The sequence below is a fragment of the Salinispira sp. genome (genome assembly GCF_059431795.1).
This window is the reverse complement of record NZ_JBXWXS010000015.1, coordinates 21,552-42,116: the sequence shown is the minus strand read 5'-3', so window position 1 is coordinate 42,116 and position 20,565 is coordinate 21,552. Positions and strand designations below refer to the sequence as shown.

15 protein-coding genes are annotated in these 20,565 nt (G+C 50.3%); 3 read left to right on the top strand and 12 right to left on the bottom strand.

Translation table 11 applies throughout. The features are described 5' to 3' along the window. Positions 1–34: 34 nt before the first annotated feature. The gene (locus AC52PS_RS06425) at positions 35–2,134 is read right to left on the bottom strand and encodes a Crp/Fnr family transcriptional regulator (protein WP_495562223.1); all 2,100 of its coding nucleotides are present in this window, start codon (positions 2,132–2,134) and stop codon (positions 35–37) included. A gap of 36 nt (positions 2,135–2,170) precedes the next feature. On the opposite strand from AC52PS_RS06425, the gene AC52PS_RS06420 reads away from it, so the two are divergent. Beyond that, on the top strand, positions 2,171–2,752 hold the full coding sequence (locus AC52PS_RS06420; protein ID WP_495562222.1) for a DUF1707 domain-containing protein: 582 nt from the start codon (positions 2,171–2,173) through the stop codon (positions 2,750–2,752). 24 nt (positions 2,753–2,776) lie between these two features. Here the strand turns inward: AC52PS_RS06420 and AC52PS_RS06415 are convergent, their stop codons facing one another. Both AC52PS_RS06415 and plsY read right to left on the bottom strand, forming a co-directional pair. Continuing rightward, positions 2,777–3,766, bottom strand: a complete 990-nt coding sequence (locus AC52PS_RS06415) for a hypothetical protein (RefSeq protein ID WP_495562221.1) — start codon at positions 3,764–3,766, stop codon at positions 2,777–2,779. Positions 3,767–3,852: 86 nt separating this feature from the next. Beyond that, positions 3,853–4,581 carry a glycerol-3-phosphate 1-O-acyltransferase PlsY gene (plsY, locus tag AC52PS_RS06410; protein WP_495562220.1) on the bottom strand — a complete coding sequence of 243 codons (729 nt, stop codon included), beginning with the start codon at positions 4,579–4,581 and terminating at the stop codon, positions 3,853–3,855. A 207-nt stretch (positions 4,582–4,788) separates the two neighbouring features. On the opposite strand from plsY, the gene AC52PS_RS06405 reads away from it, so the two are divergent. Continuing rightward, on the top strand, positions 4,789–6,585 hold the full coding sequence (locus AC52PS_RS06405; protein WP_495562219.1) for a DAK2 domain-containing protein: 1,797 nt from the start codon (positions 4,789–4,791) through the stop codon (positions 6,583–6,585). A 181-nt stretch (positions 6,586–6,766) separates the two neighbouring features. On the opposite strand, the gene AC52PS_RS06400 is transcribed toward AC52PS_RS06405, so the two are convergent. Next, on the bottom strand, positions 6,767–10,222 hold the full coding sequence (locus AC52PS_RS06400; RefSeq protein ID WP_495562218.1) for a tetratricopeptide repeat protein: 3,456 nt from the start codon (positions 10,220–10,222) through the stop codon (positions 6,767–6,769). Then, positions 10,219–11,826: a LamG-like jellyroll fold domain-containing protein gene (locus AC52PS_RS06395; protein WP_495562217.1), complete on the bottom strand. Its 1,608-nt coding sequence runs from the start codon at positions 11,824–11,826 to the stop codon at positions 10,219–10,221. The genes AC52PS_RS06400 and AC52PS_RS06395 overlap by 4 nt, the downstream gene beginning before the upstream one ends. Positions 11,827–11,868: 42 nt before the next feature. On the opposite strand from AC52PS_RS06395, the gene uvrC reads away from it, so the two are divergent. Next, a complete protein-coding gene (gene uvrC, locus AC52PS_RS06390; RefSeq protein WP_495562216.1) occupies positions 11,869–13,674 on the top strand; it encodes an excinuclease ABC subunit UvrC in 1,806 nt (601 codons plus the stop codon). A 15-nt stretch (positions 13,675–13,689) separates the two neighbouring features. Here uvrC and holA read toward each other — a convergent pair whose 3' ends face one another. The 7 genes from holA to hprK are packed head-to-tail and all read right to left on the bottom strand — an operon-like array spanning position 13,690 to position 20,532. After that, entirely contained in the window at positions 13,690–14,721 is a 1,032-nt protein-coding gene (holA, locus tag AC52PS_RS06385; RefSeq protein ID WP_495562215.1) for a DNA polymerase III subunit delta, read from the bottom strand. A 39-nt stretch (positions 14,722–14,760) separates the two neighbouring features. After that, positions 14,761–15,393, bottom strand: coding sequence for a transcriptional repressor LexA (gene lexA / locus AC52PS_RS06380; RefSeq protein ID WP_495562214.1), 633 nt, complete (start codon positions 15,391–15,393; stop codon positions 14,761–14,763). Further along, positions 15,390–16,751 (bottom strand): sigma-54-dependent transcriptional regulator, encoded by a 1,362-nt coding sequence (locus AC52PS_RS06375; RefSeq protein WP_495562213.1) that lies wholly within the window; start codon positions 16,749–16,751, stop codon positions 15,390–15,392. Before AC52PS_RS06375 ends, lexA begins: the two co-directional genes overlap by 4 nt. Further along, complete coding sequence (locus tag AC52PS_RS06370; RefSeq protein ID WP_495562212.1) at positions 16,751–18,508, bottom strand: sensor histidine kinase; 1,758 nt, start codon at positions 18,506–18,508, stop codon at positions 16,751–16,753. Before AC52PS_RS06370 ends, AC52PS_RS06375 begins: the two co-directional genes overlap by 1 nt. A 27-nt stretch (positions 18,509–18,535) precedes the next feature. Further along, the gene (locus AC52PS_RS06365) at positions 18,536–19,183 is read right to left on the bottom strand and encodes a hypothetical protein (RefSeq protein ID WP_495562211.1); all 648 of its coding nucleotides are present in this window, start codon (positions 19,181–19,183) and stop codon (positions 18,536–18,538) included. Continuing rightward, positions 19,170–19,436, bottom strand: coding sequence for an HPr family phosphocarrier protein (locus AC52PS_RS06360; RefSeq protein WP_495562210.1), 267 nt, complete (start codon positions 19,434–19,436; stop codon positions 19,170–19,172). The genes AC52PS_RS06365 and AC52PS_RS06360 overlap by 14 nt, the downstream gene beginning before the upstream one ends. 58 nt (positions 19,437–19,494) lie before the next feature. After that, the gene (gene hprK, locus AC52PS_RS06355; protein WP_495562209.1) at positions 19,495–20,532 is read right to left on the bottom strand and encodes an HPr(Ser) kinase/phosphatase; all 1,038 of its coding nucleotides are present in this window, start codon (positions 20,530–20,532) and stop codon (positions 19,495–19,497) included. Between the last annotated feature and the right edge of the window lie 33 nt (positions 20,533–20,565).

Below are 20,565 nucleotides of genomic sequence, written 5' to 3'. Positions count from 1 at the left end.
TTTCATAGGTAGTTTTTTGTCCTACCCCGCAGATTTACGGGATATCATCCCAGATGCCTCTGAGAACCTCCCTGGTCACCCCATAGAGGGGAGGAACACCCTCTGCAGCAGCCATGGGCACCGATAGATTGTGCCCCCCTCCAAGGGGTAGATCTGAAACATAGTAAAAATACCTCTGGGGCATATCCCGGGGCAGTAAACCACTGTGCTGAGCCTCCACCACTTCATGATGATAAAAACTCCCCTCCATCTCTATGCCCACCGCAGACCAAAGATGCCGGTAATAATTCAGCATCATTCTGTTTTGCAGCAGCGTACCCTCGACGGTAACCATGGGCCCCGGGTGGACCCGCTCCTTCCCGATTGCCTGCTCCAGCCGTCCAAGCTGCCGTTCATCCAGTGGAATAGGAGCCTGCAGCTCATCACCCTGCTGGTGAATGAAGCTGCTGGGAATGAGAATATCCCCCCGGCCCCCAACCAGCGCCCCCGCTTTGCCAAGAAAATTCACACTCCGGATATTCCTGTGGAACAACAGGATCAAATTCCTCAGGATATGCTCAGCCTGCTCCCCGAACGCATAATCGATATTCACAATCAGGCAGCGACCGGAGGAGGATGTTTCCGGGAGCAGAGTATCCATTCCCGCACCACGGGCCTTGGTGCCGTCTATAAGTTGAACTTCAATACCGGTAGCCAGGGTTTTTTCCAGCCGGACGATTCCCGCCTGCCGCGCCCGTATCTCAAACAGCTCACGTTCACCGGGATGCTCTTGAAAGTAATCCCTGGCCAAGGCGTACATCATATCTTCCCTGTACTTCCAGCGGTATCCGCACACCGGATGCTCTACGCTCTCCGCCCACCGGATAATCTGCTCCCCATGTTCCCTGAACCAGGGATTCAGACAGTTGGTCAGAGAGTGGGTGTTGCTGCTCACAATATGCACCGGATATGCTTCATCAAGATCATTGGGGGAGGCTCCGATAAGTTTTTCGGCTGCCTTCCAGATCTGGGATGTCCACGATTCAGTCCTTCTGCTGTTGTAGCTGTTGCGCTGCCGGCGCACGTCGATGCTGAACATCTCCCGGTGAACTGCAATCTCATACAAACGCCGAATACTGTGTCCCGGCCACACCGCAAGCAGCTGATCTATCATGTCGGGCTGAAACCGAAGACGCCTGAGCAAACTCACCGCTTCGTCTGACACCTCGTTTCCGTTTTCTGCAAATGAATCGGGTTGCTCAAGCCAGGTTTTCAGATACCCGAATGCGGATACGTCGTACATATGTTTCCGCAGCTTTCTCGCCTCTGTGGCATATAAACACATGAGAGTAATCAAATCGGTAATATCGCTGAGACCGCTGCGGAGCAATACCAGGTTTTTCCCAGGGAGCATCTCCCAAACGGCTCTCCGGCGACCGGGGCTCGGCTGGGGCTGAAAAAAACGGTCCGGGGGAGTAAAAACCTCCGGAAGCTCATCGCGGAGAAGAAACGCAAAGGTTCGGGTAATATTTTCAGGCAGGCGCCGGACGGCATACTGCAATGCTCCCGGATCAGGCACATCTTCGTCCGATGCTCCGGGATGCAGAGCAGGATTTAAATCGGCATACAGGGGCAGCAAATCCTCAAGATCCACATGACCGAACGCGATCCCCCTGGTGAGTTCCGCGCGGAAACGGTCAAAGGCCTGAAACACCCCCTGACGGTCCCGCAAAAGAGATGAGAGCCCCCTGGCAAAGGGAGGATAATTCCGGATCAGCGAAAGAAATTCCGATCCAACCAGAAAGCAGAGGGAACAGTCATCCTCCAGCCTGAGACTGTACCCCCGGGTACCGCCGAACAATAGCTCCCACTCACCCAAAAAGCGTCCGCTTCCCAGTCTGTCCCGAATCTCAATTGCTCCGTCTTCCTGCTGTTCCAGAAGCTGCAGGGTTCCTTTGAGAACAAAAAGAATCCCCGGTTCACTGGCATTCTCCGGTCTGATACCTCCGTCTCCAGCCAGTGACAGAATTTCTCCGGCGGGACCGGGTACGGGAATCATTTTTCCGCTCAGTTCATCCAGCTTTTTACCCGGTAAAAAGCGAAAGGGGATCACATCCTCAAGAAAATGTATTAATATTGTTTTGTCATCTTCCATACTTTCAGTATAGAACGTTTTAGAGGGGATATTTTCATGGATTCACAATTGGACGAACATAGAGACCGGATAATCAATTATCTGACCGAACTATTCTCCCGGGATGTGCTCACCACCGAAGAGTACGAACTGAGGGTGGAGAAAGCCAACGAAGCAAATTCCCCCGTGCAGTTGAACGATGTAATATCTGATCTTCAGGCCTCATCCGGCCAGGGCCGGACTTCTGCTTCAACATCAGAGCAATCAAGCCTGGATATCAGCTCCGGACGGGACAGCCAGAGAGTACTCTCGATTCTCGGTTCCCGGGAACTTCAGGGTAACTGGCTGAAAAAGGACACCGTGCTTGTCCAGTCATTTATGAGTTCCATCAGCTGTGATCTTAGGGATATTGCCCTTCCGGAAATCACCCGAATTCAAATATACAGTATGATGGCGGAAGTGGTCCTGATTCTCCCCGAAGGGGTGGAAGTGGAAACCAATGTGGCACCCATACTCGCAGAAGTGAATCATAAAGGCTTAAAAAAACGCCAACGGAGAGATTTGCCGGTTCCCCAACCGGGAAGAATAGTGCAGATCAACGGGTTGGCAATAATGTCTGAAGTATCAATTCGGCAGTAAGTAAAGACTGGGGGTCTTTGTCTTCTATCGGTCGTCGAAGCAAGGACATATGGATTGAAGAAGCGGACCGTGATGGATAAATATCGTCTGGTAGCGGACCCGCTTCAATGCTGAATACGCCTCGGAGTAATCCATTCCCGAGCTGTGCTGCATTAAATTAACTTCACGGATTTTTCCATCATCATCCTCAATACCCATCACCGGATTCATCAAACTTCCGCAAATCAGATCCCGGTCGATACCCCTGCTGATGAGATAATTACCGAAAGTAAAATCTTCAATTCCGATTTTTTCCCGATTTTGGGTAAATAAATACCCGATTCCGTCCATGATCTGTTCGAAGGGACCTTTGGAATAGTGAAATGCCCGGGAAGGATCGTATTTAGGATTTATTATTCCACCATCCACCAAAGCCCGGTGCATGGTGCGTACCAAGCCCCGCACATGTGAGTACCCCAGCTTGGTTCGGAATACCATGACTGCGATATCAGTTTCCTTGTTGTTTTTATGAAGGAGAGCGGGAATATCATAATTCACTACATAGATATCTTCGATTTTTTTAACCGTCTGTCCTTCAATAACGGCAATATCCTCTTCGGCAACCCAGGTATGGAACAATTCTTCAGGTTCCATATGCAGCCGGTGAATGGCATTGAATGCACCAAGAATCTCACAGTCCTGAAAATCCTTGTGGAAATAATGATTAAAGCGCTTGATCATTGACGGAGTGAACGCCCGCCGCCCCATCACCGCAAAATGCAATTTCAATGCGTAATACTGTTCGATGATGTTGTTCTTCAGGATAAATTCACCGGGGAAGTTAGCCATGTACACTAATTTCATAGCTGAAGAGTATTCTTCCGCAGACTTGATCACCTTCATCATAGTGCTCTCCACAAGCACACCGTTGGTTTCCGGTCGCAGGTACACAAAGATATCCTGGACGCCCCATTCGGATGAAGGTCCGGGATAGGGGACGATAATGGTGGGAAGGCCCAACTTATCCGCGGTCATATGTACCATTGTATTACCCGAGCGCAGGGATTACCAGAACGAATTTCGCTTCCGCTGGATATCCCCCAAACATAAAGTAAAAAAAGCTAGTCGCCTGATAAGTCCTTTTCAGCTCGCCCACTTCGGTCACCTTTCTCGTCGGAGGTTTCTTCCCGGCGGGATTTTCTCCCGGCACCCAGCCGATACAGGATGCTGATTTTTTCGAACCTTCGCTCTTCCCCCCTGACCAAACGACGGATATTTTTCCGGTGGAGAAATATTACAAAAACCCCCAGCGCAAGGGAGAACATCCAGATACCGATTCCAACTTCGTCCCCGGCTTGAAACGCATCCCTTCCCCCTCCAAGAAAAAAGACAGAAGGAGGGAGCAGAACTGCCGCAGTGATGCTTGAGAGGGACACAATTCCGCCAAGAAAAAGTACCAGAAGAAAACCGGCCAGACACACTAAAAATGCAAGAGGGAAAAGCCCCAAAACCATTCCTGCACCGGTGGCAACACCCTTGCCGCCCTTAAAGCCTGCAAACAGGGGAAACGCATGGCCGCCTACTGCAGCCAGGCCACTGAGCACCAATACATAGTCTGACATTCCCGCCGCACTGGCAATCATAATCGCCAGCCAGCCTTTGGCCAGGTCCACCAGACCTACAAGAACACCCCATTTGGCTCCAAGAATCCGGACCGTATTGGTAGCCCCTGCATTGCCGCTGCCAATTTTACGGATATCTTCCCCCTTGAGAATACGTACTGCTATTACACTTGTTGGGAAGCTGCCCAGAAGGTATCCGATTATTATTACTCCGAAAGTTATCAGCATATTCATATCTCCTTAAGTATATACCATCAGAGAAAGGCATCAAATCGGAAACAGGAATACTTCGAAAACAGCAATACTCAGGATATTTTTCTGCGGCTGTACAAAGCAGTTTTGCTGAAGTATAATCCTGAATCGCAATCAGTTATAGAAAAATTGCCATTCACCTGATGCCGTGGTACCTTTTAAGCACGGCATACGGAGGTTCCAATGAGAGAAATTTCAGGAAGACAATTATATTATGCCTTTGCTGCAGGCGGACAAGCAGTTATTGCCCAACGGGAAGATCTGAATAAGATGAACGTATACCCGGTTCCCGACGGCGATACGGGTTCGAATCTGTCCTTTACTTTAAAAACCATCATAGAACAGACTCAAATATCACAATCGGCCGGTAAAACGATGCAAAGTCTTGCCGAATCTGCACTCAGCGGTGCACGGGGAAACTCGGGCATCCTGTTTGCCCAATTCGTTAACGGTATGGCGGAAAATATCGGAGATGCCACCCATCTCAGCATAGAAAAGTTTTCCTCCGCAGTGGCCCATGCAGCGAAAAGTGCCTATGGTGCGATCAGCAACCCTGTAGAAGGCACCATGCTCACTGTAATGAAGGACTTTGGTGATTCACTCAAAGAAAAACATCTCACCGCCAAGGACTTTGTGTCCCTGCTTAAATCAGGGATGAAAGTGGTGAAAAAAAGCCTTTCCTCCACCAAGGACAAGCTCGAAGCTTTGAAGAAAGCCAATGTCATAGATGCAGGAGCCAAAGGTTTCGCAGCATTCCTTGAAGGTTTTATGGAATTCATTGAGCAGGGAGCTCAGGTGGATCATCTTCTTGATGATTCCCGTCCTGAAATCCGGTTCAGCGCCAAAGCGGAGCATCATGATGAAATTGATGTGGATGAAGATTTAACCTTTCGCTACTGCACCGAAGGTTACATAGCCGGGGAGAACATAGACCTTGAGAGCATCCGGCGCAGGCTGGGAAGCTACGGCGACAGTCTAATTGTTGCGGGGAGCAAGAAAATGGCCCGGGTGCACATCCACACAGATTATCCAGACAAGATCTTTCAAACCCTCAGGGATTTCGGTGAGATACGCGAACAGAAAGCCGACGACATGCACCGGCAGTATCAGATGGTGCATGGGAGAAAATCGGAAATCGCCCTTGTAATCGATTCCACCTGCGATCTTCCGGATCACTTTCTGGACGAACATCAAATTTATGAAGTTCCGCTGATGGTAAACTTCGGCGACCTGCAGTTTCTGGACGGCCTTACTCTAAAGACTCAGAAGTTTTACAAACTATTAGCGAGCGAGAAAGCTCACCCGACCACCAGTCAGCCGAACATTAAAACCTTCAGCAAGCTTTATGATCATCTGACTAGTCACTACACGTCGGTTATTTCCCTCAGCATGTCATCGGGCTTAAGCGGAACATATAACAGCGCCAAACAGGCGGCGGATTCCATAGATGGAGCGAAAATTTCCGTAGTGGACAGTCGGGAAACCGCTTCCGGCTTGGGCCTCCTTGCCCTCAATGCCGCCGAGGATATTGAAAATGGTCTGAGTCATGAGGAAGTGGTCAGGAACATCGAAAGCAACCGTGACCGGACACACAGTTTTGTCAGCGCCCGAAACCTGAAATACTTTGTTCGGGGAGGTCGGGTCAGCCCCTTGAAAGGATTTATCGGTAAACTCATCAACCTGAAACCCATAATCGGCGTAGATGATGAAGGTAAGGCGTTCTTCCGTCAGAAAGCTTACAGCTATAAGCAGAGCGACGAAAAAATCCTGGCAATGATCCATGAACTCCACGAAAGCAAGGGCATACGAAATTTTGCAATAGTCCACGGTCAGGATGAAGAGCACGCCAAATCAATGGCTGAAGAAATTACCCGGCTAACCGGTGTTTCTCCCGAGTATGTGGACGATATTACCCCGGTACTGGGCGCACATGCAGGCCCCGGCGCAATGGATATTGCGGTGATCACCCAGAAGAGCTGAAAGCGTCCCATACATCAAGGCACGCAAAGGGAGCACCCCCGGATGCTGTAGGCTAGCGCCTAAATACAACAAAAAAGGCAGGACTCCAAAACTTGGATCCTGCCCTGCTGGCGGGCCTGCCCGCCGCGCCGTTTTCCAAAAATGCGGAGCAATTTTGGAAAGCAATTAGATATACATGTACTTACTCCGAACCCATCCGCTTGCTGATGCTACGCAGCTTATCCCGAATGCCCCGCATCCGCTCTCTCAGCCGCTCGGCTTCTTCAGGAGAAACCGCGTCGGACAGATCCTTCGCAAAAGCCAGGCTTTCCATGAGCCGTCCCATGGGATTGCCGTTTGAGCCGGCAGGTGATTTCTCTGCCTCCGAACGGGATTTGGGTGAGCCTTCCTGAGCAGGTTTTTGATCCCCGGACGTACGTTGGGGAGAAGATGACGGGCGCGTACTATCCTGTGCGCTGTTTTTCAACCGATCCTTCAGACGCCCGACCCGTTCATTGAGATGGTCTACTTTAGCTCTTTCGGCCTGGTCGGGAGGAAGCTGGTTCACCAAACCGAGAAGATAATCGAACATTTTTGCCTGTGCCTCCGGATCTGCGGATTTTTCCCTCTTTGCTGGCGAAGGCTTGACCGCTGGAGTTTCAGCGTCCGGAGGAATTACATCCTCTGCGTCGTTGGGACCGTTTTCCACAGCTTCCGGGAAGGGTTGTTCATCACCGGATTCAATTTCTTCCAGCTCCTCGGGAAGACCGTAATCAATAACCGTATCATCTTCTTCAGGGGCTTCTTTTCCCTCGATGGATTCCTCCGGTTCTCCTGCGGTATCATCTCCGCCACCATCTCCAGAACCGTCAGCGGATTCATCGTAAGGTTCTTCGCTTAGATCCGGGATATCCTGGATTTCCTCTTCGCCTGGAATCCCTCCGTCTGCCCATGGGTTTAATGGTGGACCAAAATCCTCATCCTCATCCAGGTCTCCAAGTTCCTCAGCCTCCAGCGGTTCGTCCGGAAGAAGATCGGGATCCAGTTCGTCCACCGTTTGTTCATCGGAGTCATCGGTACCCACATCATCATCGAACACATCATCTTCAAGACTCATCTGTTCATCTTCGGGAAGGATCTGCTCCTCCGGGATGTCTGGGTACTCGCTTTGAGAAGTCTCTTCGTCATCGTCACCGAATACAGATTCAGCATCTTCCCCGGAATCTTGCTCGCCTATAGTCTCTGCAGTATCTTCCTGATCATTTTCAAAAGTGTCTCCCGGTTCCGTGTTTTCAAGCTCCGCTTCATCTAGTGAATCTTCGGGATACAGTTTATCATCCTGGAATTCTGGAACAACTTCCTCCCCGGGATCAGGTACACCGGGCTCCTCCAGTGGTTCAGGCTGACTTTGCGGCTGTTCCTTATGAGGCATCGGCTGCTGTGCCGGAGGCATTTGGGGCATGGGCTGCGGCATCGGCTGGGGTGTAGGTTGGGATGGCTGCTGAACAGGCTGCTGGGGCGGCGATGGTGCAGGAGATGGCTGTTGGGGCTCAGGTTGTTGCGGTGCCTGCGGTTGGGGCTGAGGAGGCGGTTGCTGGGGCTCAGGTTGTTGCGGTGCCTGCGATTGGGGCTGAGGAGGCGGTTGCTGGGGTGCAGGCTGTTGGGGTGCAGGCTGAGGCTGGGCCGGCATGGGGGGCTGTTGGGGCATCGCCTGGGGAGGCGCAGGTTGAGGCATTGGCGGTGGCGGCTGATACTGGGGCTGGGGCGGCGGTTGCTGGGGCATGGGCGCCTGCTGCTGAGGCTGGGCCGGCGGCTGGGGAGGTGGGGGAGCCGGAGCGGATGGGCGCTCCATGGGAGCAAAAGCTTCCGGCGCATCTCCAGCCAGGTTCATCAGGCTTGGTGCAAGTGCATCCAGTTCTTCCTCCACCTCCTCTGTTTCATCTTCCCAATCTTCTTCCTCATCACTGTCTTCTTCTTCCAGGAAGAAGCTCTCATCACCGAAGTCCAGAATGGGCACCAGATCTTCTTCATACCCATCGGTAATTTCCATGTCGTATTGTTCTTCCCGGGAATCTTCCTGGGACTCAGTTCCAATGGCACCAAGACGTTCAAGGTTTTTTGCCCAGGCTTCTCCCAGCTCGTCGCCGAAGGCCCCGGCCGCCTGTTCGTATAGAGACAAACTTTCATTCAAGGCACTCAAATCATCAGAGTTTGCCCGACTGCCCTGGAGGTTAATTAGATCAACCGCCGCTTCGATTGCTTCGGTTTTATGGCCCAGTTTCTGGTAGGCTTTCGCAAGCTGGGCTAAAACGCCCCCGTCTTCCGGATAATCCTTTTTCACTTCATGAAGGGTCTGAAGAGCCGTGTCCCCGTCACCGTGCTTGAGGGCATACTCCGCCAAAAGCATCCGGGAAGAATAATCCGAGGGATAGAGATCACTATAATCCCTCAGGAGATTCATAGCCTCATTGTGCTTGTCCTGCCGTTCCTTGATTTCCGCCAGGTCAATCATATAATCCTGGGCGGAGGGGTCTTTTTCCAGAAGGGTATTGAACATTTTCCGGCTGGAGTCCGGCTGTCCCATCAGCTCATAGAGGAGACCAAGCTGTCGGTAATAATCCGCCTCCTCGGGATCCTTTTTCACCAGTTTGATCAGTTGATCTTCCGCATCCCGATGTTTCCCCGCTTTGAGTAAACCTAACGCGTATTGATACGCAAGTTCCGGTGAATCGGGATTCGTAGACACCAGTTTTTCCAGTTCCTCCAGCCCTGAGTCCCCGGGCTCAGCCTTACCGATAATATGACTGAGATTCACGGCCGCCCGTGAATAGGCGGGGTTCTTTTGCAGAGCTTTCCGATACAAGTCCTGGGCCTGATCCTGCCAGCCCTGGGCCATATACGTCGTAGCCAGGTTGTTTTGCGCGGTGAAATTGTTGGGATCCAGCCTGAGAATTTCCTTGAAGGATTCTCCGGACTCATCCAGTCGGTTCTGCTTCTGAAGGGAGATGCCCAGATTATTCAGCGCATCAGTCCAACCGGGTTTGCTGGTAAGGGCTGCGTGGAAACACTGCTCAGCTTCAGCATGACGATTCAGGGCCTGAAGAGAAATCCCTTTGTTATACTGAATTGTGGGGTGATTGCTGTCCTGCTCTAACGCCCGGTTATATACCGAGATCGCCTGTTCATAGTCACCGGCTTTTTCATAGAGGGTACCCAGGTTATTATATGCCAGGATAAAGTCAGGATTATAACGGAGAGCATTTTCGTAGGCTTCCACCGCATCCACGCTCTTTCCCTGTTCCTTGAATATATTTCCCAGATTGTAATAAATATCCCCCCGTTCGGGGTTGAGTTGAAGCGCCCGGCTCAGGGCGTGTTCAGCCTCATCGTATCTTCCCTGGATTCGATAGATCACTCCCAGATTATTATATCCTTCAGGAAGGTCTTCCCGGATATCCAGGGCCTGGTTAAAAAAATTCTCAGCTTCCTCATAGCGCTTCTGACTGCCGTAAATCGTTCCCAGCAGGATTCGGGGAGCTGCGGATTTCGGCGCAGATTTAACAACTTCAAGGATGAGTTTTTCTGCTGTTTCATAGTCCTGAAGGGTAAAGGCATGCTTAGCCCTGCCCATCATTTCTTCAAGTACGGCTCGTTTCATCTGAAATTACGCGAGGGCCTCGCGAACACCTCCTGACTGAGATTACGTTCACGGTACAGACCCAACTCTGGGCTGTTGTACCGGTTATAGCTGGCGATGCGGAAGTAATACATTTTACCGTTCAATAGACCGTCAACCTGAACCTCGGTGACATTCCCCAGATCAACCGGACTTGGACCGAGATCACTGTCTTCACCGAAAAATGAACCCGGACTATCTCCGTAGTATAACAGATAACCCTGTACATTTCCGCTCACAACTTCATTCCAAGCCAATTCTACATGAGAATCGCCGGAAAACGTTCTCAGGTTCACCGGTGCAGGAGGGGCCGGGTCCTGTTCATATTCAAGGGATATTTTTTGAACCAGAGGGATGTTTTCAGCTGAACCGTCGGGCAGAAAATCCAGCCGAAGATATACGTGCCTTCCGAAACTGTCTTCAAGAATCGAGGATGGGTTTTCTCCGGGCCGAATCAGTGCCCATTTTCCCGGATCAGATACTTCGGATCCCAATACAGGGTTAGCTGCGTCCCGCTGCAGAATTGCATAGCGTATCTCCGTATTTCCGGGGGTGCGGTACATGGGTTTGAAGGAAGTTAAGCGGACTCCATCGTAGCCTAGATCGATGGGACCTATTACAGCGTAGCCCGGCTCATTTCGGGCAACGGCAAGGGAGGGATTCTCCACCCAGCTCCTGCTAATACGGAAATCATCGAGAAACCCGTGGAAGTTCCCTCCGATTTCTATGCCCGCATTGGAATCCCGCCCAACATACGGCAGTAACGGACTGCCCATAGAGCCCTCTTGAGAGCTGAGTTGGATTACCTCTTCACTCACCCCGTTCACCAGATATTCAAGAACCCCCATTTCGCTGTTGTATCGGAGCATGTGATGAGACCAGCTTCGGGGTACGATTTCCGATCGGCTGACGAGACGGGCAGAATGATGCCCCAATACTGCGCCGGCTTCTTCATTTTCCGAAAGGTTAATGAAAAATTTTTCCAGGTCCCACAGCATTTTCCCGTCCTTGCTTCGGATAGATAGTTCCTGTCGAACCGGACTTCCGTTCAGCCAACTGGTACCAGTCCATGAAAAGAGCAGCTCGCCGTTTTGAAAATGTGCAGGATACATCCAAAATTCTATGCTGAAATCTGTCCATACCTGCTCAGGACCGAACATCCCATCATCGCGGCCCCGGAGTGTTAATCCTCCTCCAGGTATAAACATGGCGGAACCGCTTCCCCGGTACGTTCGATCCCCCCGGATGCTTAGACGGGATTCTTCTACCGAGTAGCCCTGGTTCCCTTCCAGCAGTTCGATTGCAGGTTCAGCATTGAAATTCAGAAGCAGTTCTGTGCGGGAATCCGGCTCATATTCCTGGTCCGCCAGGGCTAAAGCCTGATCCTGGTAGAGCCCGGGACGGATTTGCACACCAACCTGCAGCTCCTCATTAAGGTATTCGCTGGGATTTATTTCAATGCTGTACTCCCGAGCGCCTAGTGCGGCTCCGGACCCGGCGATTACCAATACACAGAGCATCACAGCGGGGGAGAAAATTCCGGGAAACCGGGTCATTATTGTCTGATCGCTTTTTTTTCTGTTCATAGTTCTGTACTTTAGTATCGGCAGAAGGAGAAGTCAGATAAATTGAATATAGATGAACTGAAGGACAGTATCGCCGATTTTCCTCTCAGTCCCGGTGTATATCTCATGAAAGACGCTCAGGGCGTGATTATCTATGTGGGAAAAGCCAAAAAACTGAGAAATCGGGTTCGCTCGTATTTTGCAGCAGGAAAAGATGTTAAGACCGCCGCACTGGTGGGTAAGATCCGGAACATCGATTTTATTGTCACCGAAAATGAATACGAGGCACTGATCCTCGAAAACAATCTGATTAAGGAACATAACCCCAGATACAATATCAATCTAAAGGACGGGAAAACCTATCCTGTTATCAGGATTACCGCCCACAAATATCCGAGAATATTCCGTACCAGGCGAATTATCAGGGACGGCTCAGACTATTTCGGTCCATATGCAGATGTGAAGGCCATCGATACGTATCTAAACCTGGTGGATAACCTCTACCCGCTGAGAAAATGCAAGGGGGTTTTAAAAAAACGGGATCATCCGTGCCTGTATTATCACATTAACAAATGTCCCGGACCCTGCGCAGGGCTTATTTCCAAACAGGATTACAATAAACGGGTGGAGAAAGTACGAAATCTGCTGAGCGAATCACCGGAAAATGTCCGAAGTAAACTGGAAAAGGAAATGCAGAATGCCTCTGCAGCGCTAAAGTTTGAACAGGCTGCGGAGTACCGGGACAATCTTCAAGCGCTGGAATCGGTGGGCAGCGGTCAAATGGTGAGCGATTTCGACCCGGAAAGCAGGGATTATCTTGCCTACCATGAGCATGAAGGATTGCTATCCTTTGTCGTGTTTCAAATGCGAAATGGTCGCCTGGTGGGCACGGATATTTTCCGGAATCGGAATTTCAACAGCCCTACTGCAGATGAAGCCAACAATCTTGAACAATTTGTTATGCGATACTATGAAGAAATGCGCTCCCCTCCGGGTAAACTTTTCATCAGCCGTATAAATTTCAATACTTCCGCGCTGGAACGTTTTTTCAGGGAAGAACGGGATTCCCAGGTTGAGATACTCAGTCCTGAGAACAACCGGGATTCCAGCCTTCTGAATATGGCGGAGGAAAATGCCAGACAAGACAGCTTCAAACGGGCCCGGGAAATCGGTGATGAAGAAGGGATTGCCGAACTGAAAAAGCTTTTCCGGCTTCCCGGTCTGCCGAGACGTATTGAAGGTTTCGATATTGCACAGCTTCAGGGGAAATACACCGTAGCCGCAATGGTGAGTTTCAAGAATGGTGTTCCTGACAAAAAAGAGTACCGCTACTTCAACATCAAAAGTCTGAAGGGCAAAATAGATGATTATGAATCCATGCGGGAAGCAATGGCCAGACGCTACAGCAGGCTGAAAAATGAAGGAAAGCCCATGCCGGATTTAATTCTCATAGACGGGGGTAAGGGCCAGCTGAATGCAGCCTGCGATATTCTTGATTCCCTGGGACTCCGAGGCCAGCCAATTCTCAGCATTGCCAAACGCGAGGAGGAAATCTTCATCCCCGGACATTCACAGGGCGTGGTGCTGCCGCCGGGGACCCCGGGACTCAGAGTTCTCCAGGCGGTACGGGACGAATCCCATAGATTCGGCACAAGCTTGAATCAGAGACAGCGTAACCGGGATCTGGAGCTTAATGCCAAAAACATTCCAGGCTTCGGTCCCAAGCGGAGCAGTCAGCTGATAGTTGAGTTTACATCCTATGAGAATGCATACCGTGCGGGCAGTGCTGAAATTTCCCAGCGGACCGGCATTCCTCTGGCAGTGGCGGAAGCCTTCATTGAATACTACGACGAAACAGCTAAGAAATAGCGGAATTTGGGGGAATCAGGGAAAGCGCTGATGAGCTACTGAGAACATCCCAACGGCAGCTTGGGTGCGGAAGAATTTTTTAACCGGATGAAAAAGAGTATAAAGCCATAATTGAATAAGATGATGATGCATATTGCTCTTCTGCTCCCGGAGTGCCATCTCAAATTCATTGCAGGACCTGACATGAGAAAGTACGGTGGTCTCATCGAGCCGAGAAAGGAGATTTCTGTATAGATTCTGATTCCGTTTCCCAAGAATGCGTCTCTGGGCAAAATCACCGGGTTCAAGCCTTCGTTGAAGGCTGAGCGCCTGCAGACTCGCCAAATTTCTCACCAGGTAACTGAAACGGATAATGATGGATGTTTCCTCATGGGATTTGGATCCTCTGAGTTTCGACAGAATTTCCAGAGCCCGGGAGAAATCCCTGGCTGCATACGCATCAAAAAGTGTGTATACCGATTCTTCCTTGGCATGGAATATATATGATTCCACCACTTCCGCACTGATGATCTGTTGATCTCCTGAATCGAATAACAGAAGGATTTTGTCCAGCTCCTGCTGCATCTCCTGGGTGTTGGTCCCCACCAGGGAGAGAAACAGCTCGAGAGCGTCTTCTTCAATTCCCGCATTCTGTTTCCGGAGATACTGGATTACCCACCCCTCCTTCTGATTGTCAAAAAGTTCCCAGCATATTTCCCGGGCGTCGGGAACGGCTAGCTTCAGTAATTTGGAATCCAGCCTGCTTTGTTCAGACAAAAACACCAGGGTTACATGGGGATTCCGACTTTTCAGAAAGTCATCAAAATACCGGATATCTGACTTCCTGCTGAGACTCTCGGCATTGTGAATCAGGGCCAGGGTATGACTTGCGAAGAGGGCACCGTTATCAAGATCGGAAATAATGTATTCCGGTGAATCCTCACCGGCGTAGTATTTATGAACATCCAATCCCTCTCCATGCTGTTTCGTGAGGGAGGATTTTAAATTATTAACCAAACCCCGGCGCTTGCCGTGTTCAGGTCCGTAGTACATGTAACAGGGATGCATTAATACACTCTCCGGAATAGGCCGCCAGGGGCGGAGTACTTAGTAGGTTCTGATTATGTGTTCCAGCTTGCCCAAAATACGAATATCACGGGTATACATTGGCGCATACTCACTGTTTTCAGATTGCAGCTTTACCCGGTTGGCTTCACGGTAGAAACGTTTCAGTGTTACCGAATCCTCAAGCATGGCAACGATAATTTCACCATTTTCTGCGGTACTTTGTTCCTTTATGATGGCCAGATCTCCTTCCATGATACCCGCGCCGGTCATGCTTTCACCCCGGATTTTGAGGGCAAAATGCCGCCCGCTCCGGAGAAACTCCGAGGGTACACTCACATGTCCGTCCCAGTTTTCCTCCGCATGGATGGGCTTTCCTGCGGCAACGGAGCCGAGAATTGGGATCCGGTGCTGCAGCCCTTCCTCTTTTTCGTTGCCGGGAAGTTCAGCATACTGACTCCCCCCCCTATCAAGCACCTCAATTGCTCTGCTTCGCATATTATTGCAGCGGAGCACATGTTTTTTTTCCAGCGCTTTGATATGGTCGTAGGCTCCCCGGACCGACATGTGAAAGTTCTGTGACACCTCCCGCACCGTGGGAGGAAATTTATGCTCCCTGATGAAGGATTTTATAAAATTGAGAACTTCAGTCTGTCTGGCAGTTAGACCTTTCATCGCTTTGTTTCAATTCCGTACTTTCGAATTTTGTTGTGAAGATTACTGGGGTAAATACCTAAACGCTGCGCAGCTTTAGTAATATTATACCCAGTCTCTTCAAGTTTTTGAAGGAGGAGTTTCCTCTCAAACGAATCTTTTGCCTCAATCAGTCCCATTTCGCCATACTCCTCAAGCTCATTGGAAATCTGCCCGGCTCCACGGGTCATTTCACCCTTCAATGCAAAGTCAACAGACTCCTCGCTGATTTCAGGTTCATCGGAAAGAACAGAGATCCGCTGGATTACGTTCTTATACTGCCGGATATTTCCCGGCCATGGATACTCCATGAGTCGGTCCCTGGCTTCTTCAGAAAAACGGCGCTTCTCCCCCCCATAGCGTCTCAGAAAGTACTCTCCAAGAACCCTGATGTCCTCACCTCGTTCTCTCAGCGGAGGCACATTAATGGGAACAACATGGAGCCGATAGTAGAGATCTTCCCTGAATTCACCCTCGCTGATCATCTTCTGCATATTTCTGTTGGTTGCCGCCAAAATGCGGACATCAACCGATATGCTTTCTTCGCTTCCCAAGCGCTCAATCCGCATTTCCTGTATGGCCCGCAATATTTTAGCCTGTGCGGGAAGCGATAGGTCGGCTATCTCATCCAGGAAGAGGGTTCCTCCGGATGCAAGTTCAAACTTTCCTTTCTTTCGCCCTGAAGCCCCGGTAAAAGCTCCTTTTTCATGGCCGAAAAGCTCGCTTTCAATAAGATTATCAGGTATCGCTGCACAATTCACCGGAATAAATGGCTGATTTTTCCGGGCGGACTTACCGTGTATTTCCCGGGCAACAAGTTCCTTTCCGGTACCGTTTTCCCCGGTGATCAGCACGGTTGCATTGCTTGCCGCAGCCTGATCTATGACCGAACGTATCTTGCTGATCCCTTCGCTGGACCCAATCATTTCCTGGTCCGATCCAAGCTGGGCCTTAAGAGCCCGATTTTCTCTGCGAAGATCCTCGAGTTCAAAAATATTACGGCAAAGCAGGAGAATTCGATCCATACTCAGCGGTTTTTCCAGCATATCGTAGGCACCCATCTTAATTGCCTTCACGGCCATTTCAATATTAGCATGCCCGCTGATAACCACCACCTCGACCCCGGGAAACTCATCACGGATTTTCTGAAGAACCTCAATACCCCCGATCCCCGGCAGCCAGATATCAAGAAAAACCAGATCCACCGGCTCAATCTTTAGAATTTCCAGCCCCTTGTATCCGTCATGGGCAGTAAACACCCGGTAATCTTCATCTCTGAGTATATCTTCAAGAATCTCGCGGATTCCCTGCTCGTCATCAATTACAAGTACGGTATTCATTACTGCTCCAGTATGGGAAGATCGATGTAAAAGCGGGCGCCCATGCCCGGCTCACTTTCCACCCGTATCTCTCCACCATGATCTTGAATGATACGCTGCACTATGGCAAGCCCGAGGCCGGTCCCATCGGCCTTACTTGTGAAATAGGGATTGAAAATCTGTCCGGCAGTTTCCTCATCCATTCCTTCTCCGTCATCCTTGATCTGGATACGCTGAAAACGCTTCCCGGAACTGGTAAGAATTTGACTCTCAAAGCGTAGCTCGCCGGGGTTCGCGCCAATAGCCTCCACCGCATTTTTCACCAGGTTTCCAAGTACCTGCCGGAACTGGGCTGAATCCACATATACCATGGTGGTATCATCAATATGCTCCAGAACCACCTCCACGTGGGGTATCCGGTGCACATCCAGCACATCCTGAATCAGCTGCTTAAGGCTTACTTCCCGGGGCTGAGGATAGGGAAGTCGGGCGAAGTCCCGAAACTCGGTGAGCAAGCCTGCCAGATGATCCACCTCCCTGGTAATAGTCGCCACAGAATTTTCCAGGACAAGATGAAAATCGGCCCCCTCTTTTTCGTACTTCCGTTTGAGACGCTCGGCAGACAGTTTAATAGGCGTAAGGGGATTCTTAATCTCATGAGCCAAACGCTGTGCAATATCTTTCCATGCGGATATCCGCTCGCTCTGAACCAGCTGATTCCGGGACCGCTCCAACTCAGCCACCATCCCGTTGAAGGACTCCACAAGATGCCCCAGTTCTTCCCGGGAACGCCCGAGAATTCTGAAACTGAAATCCCCCTCGGCAACTCTTCTGGTAGCCTGTTCCAGGTTCACAATGGGTCGTATCAGAACATCACTGAGATAAAAACCGGCCAGGATAGCAAGAAATACAAGGGGCAGAGAGAACACCCCGTAAAAAATAATAATACCGGTGAATAAAAGGTCCTTGATTTCCTGATACTGGCTGAATAATTCCAGGGCTGAAACGATCTTCAGAGTTCGCTCCCCGAACCCACGGGGCAGCTCCTCTATAAGAATAATACTCAATTGCCCCATGTCGGTGGAGATATTGCGCAGTATGCGAATAAAGCTGCGATCCCGTCGCACATCCCGAATCACAAGACCTTCATCTTGAAGGAGCGAGGCTGAGTATTCAATCGCAGCCTCTTGGTCTCCGTTGAAATATAGCTGTTCGCCCCCCGAGTCGAAAATCTGAAGTGCATCCAGGGAAGGACGAATTTGGCTCAACTGAACAAAATACCGGGCTGGGTTTTCTTCCGCACGTTCACTCAGGTTTTCAAAAAGAGAGGAGAACGCGAACTCTTCAAGTTCCCCGCTCAGGTTCTGCTGAATATTGACCGTAATATCCAGACTGTTTTCCAAGGCCTCTCCGATCTCATCGTTAAACCAGGTATCGCCAATTACCCTGATGAAGCTGAGACTCAACGCTGCCTGCGGTCCCGCCGAGAGGATCACCATAATGAGAAAGTAGATTATCAGGCGGGTTTTCAGAACTGATCCCGGTGCGTTATCCCGGCGCTCCCGCAGCAAGCGAAGTAAGTTGGAGAATATACTGAACAGCAGAACCACCGGAACTATAAGAGCGGCAAACCAGAGGATCACTAAATAGAGTTCATTATCCTGATTTTCGCTGTTCAGAACCTGGCCTGCAAAAAGGACCAGAAGAATAATGAGGAAGAAATAGAAAAATACGAGACTGATGAGACTGCTTAAGCCGCTTCCGGCGGATCTGTTCATAATTTTCGACTCCTTCCAGGGGACAGATCAGAGGAAGAAATGAGCCTCCCCCCGTGCTGCAAACCTGCTTCGGAAAAACAAATTCAGCCATCTTGCAAATACAGAATCGGGACCTAAATACGGCAGATACGCCCGCACGCTCACCTGGATTTTTCCGCTTCGCAGCTCATTCAAATCGGCAGCAGGAACATACAGCACCACCGGTTCTCCCAACAGTTGTTTCAACTCTGGAATACTCGTGGCAGTCTCCTGGCTGCGGTTACCCCCGTCCTCTATGTAGTAAAGTTCGGTATACGGGTCGTAGCCGGCAACAAATCGTTTCCGGTACTGTATCCGCCCGGTAAACAACGCTTCATTTCGGAGAACCACACTGTACACCATATGTTGTCGAAAATTCAGACGCGAATCGGGGAGAAAAATTCGTTCCCCAAGAGTGCTCCAGTAAATATCCAGCTCAACTCCCCCTAACCCGTTGGATGCGGGTCTCGGTTGAATATGCAATATATCCTGTCTCTCCTGCTCAATGGGCTGCTCTGACACTCCCGGTCCCGAACCCCGATTACAGCCAGTCAGGATAAGAAGTATTGCCAGAGAGGGGAATAAAAACGCCGCCCGGAAGAATCTTCCCAGGCGGCGCTGCTGTAGTGAAGTATATTCCCGTCTATTCTTCTTCAAACCTGGTCTCGAAGAGCCGTGCAATGGCTGTAACAGCATCTTCTTCATCCTCACCATCTGCACTGATGGTAATTTCTGTGTTATACGCCGCACCAAGGGTTATCACCCCCATTATGGATTTTGCATTTATTTCTTCATGATCTTTCTTGAAGAAAATTCGTGCATCATACCGGCCGGCTGTCTGTACAATCATGGCTGCTGGGCGGGCGTGAATTCCTGCCCGGTTCTTTACCACAATAACTTTTTCAGTCATGGCGCTATTCTACCCTTATTTAATGCGGAGGGAAAGGTATTTTTATCCGGAAACAATTTCAGCGGCGTTCATCCACGTCGTAATTGGGATCCTTCAGCTGGTCCAGCATCTCTTTTTTATGCATGTACAGCTTCCTCGCATTTTCGCTTTCCAGCCATTTCATAACACTCTGATTGAACTCTTTGGCCGAGTAGTACCCCATTTTTTTCAGGCGTTCATTCATGGCTGCCGTTTCGATGATAATAGGAATATTGCGTCCGGGCTTCACAGGAACTACATGATACGGAACCTTGATACCCAGGATTTCCTTCTTTTTTTCTTCCGCACCGATACGGTCGTATTCCTTCTCCGCATCCCAGTGCTCCAGCTCAATAATGAGCTGAATTTGCTTGGTTTCCCGAATAGCGCCCACACCGAAGAGATGACTGATATTAATAATCCCCAATCCCCGGATCTCCATATGATGCCCCAGGGCCCGGTTGGCCCCCGCACCCACCAAAATATTTCCCGCAACATTTTTAATTTCCACCGAGTCATCGGCAACTATCCGGTGCCCCCGATGAATCAGTTCCAACGCTGTTTCGCTCTTCCCCACACCGGAATCTCCGGTAATGAAAATACCGATTCCGAACACCTCCATCAGCACTCCATGAGTGGTGATCATTTTTGCAAATACGTTGCTCAAGGCCCGGAGCAGCCTGGCGCTGAATTCAGATGTATTTAATTCTGTCTGGAGAATGGGGGTACCGGTTTCTTTGGCCATGGCGATCATTTCATCGGTGGGATCCAGATCATGGGTCAGGACTGCGCAGGGGATATCCGATTCAAACAGTGTCCGGACATTTTCCATCAGGTGGCGGCTGTCCGGATTGGTGTGAATCATATCCAGATAGGCATGTTCCCCCCTGCCGAACAGCTGAATACGCTCGAATGCGAAGTTATCGAAAAATCCGCTAAGAGCCAGGCCGGGACGATTGAGGTCGGGAATCTTTATTTCTCTGGTCAGGCCCTGACGCCCCGCAATACAGCGGAGGCTCAGGGCGTCCTGCTCCTTTAAGTCCAGGTTGAGCAGATCTAATACGGTAAACGCTTTCATATTTTCAGGAACATTGCGGCTCAAGGGGGCCTG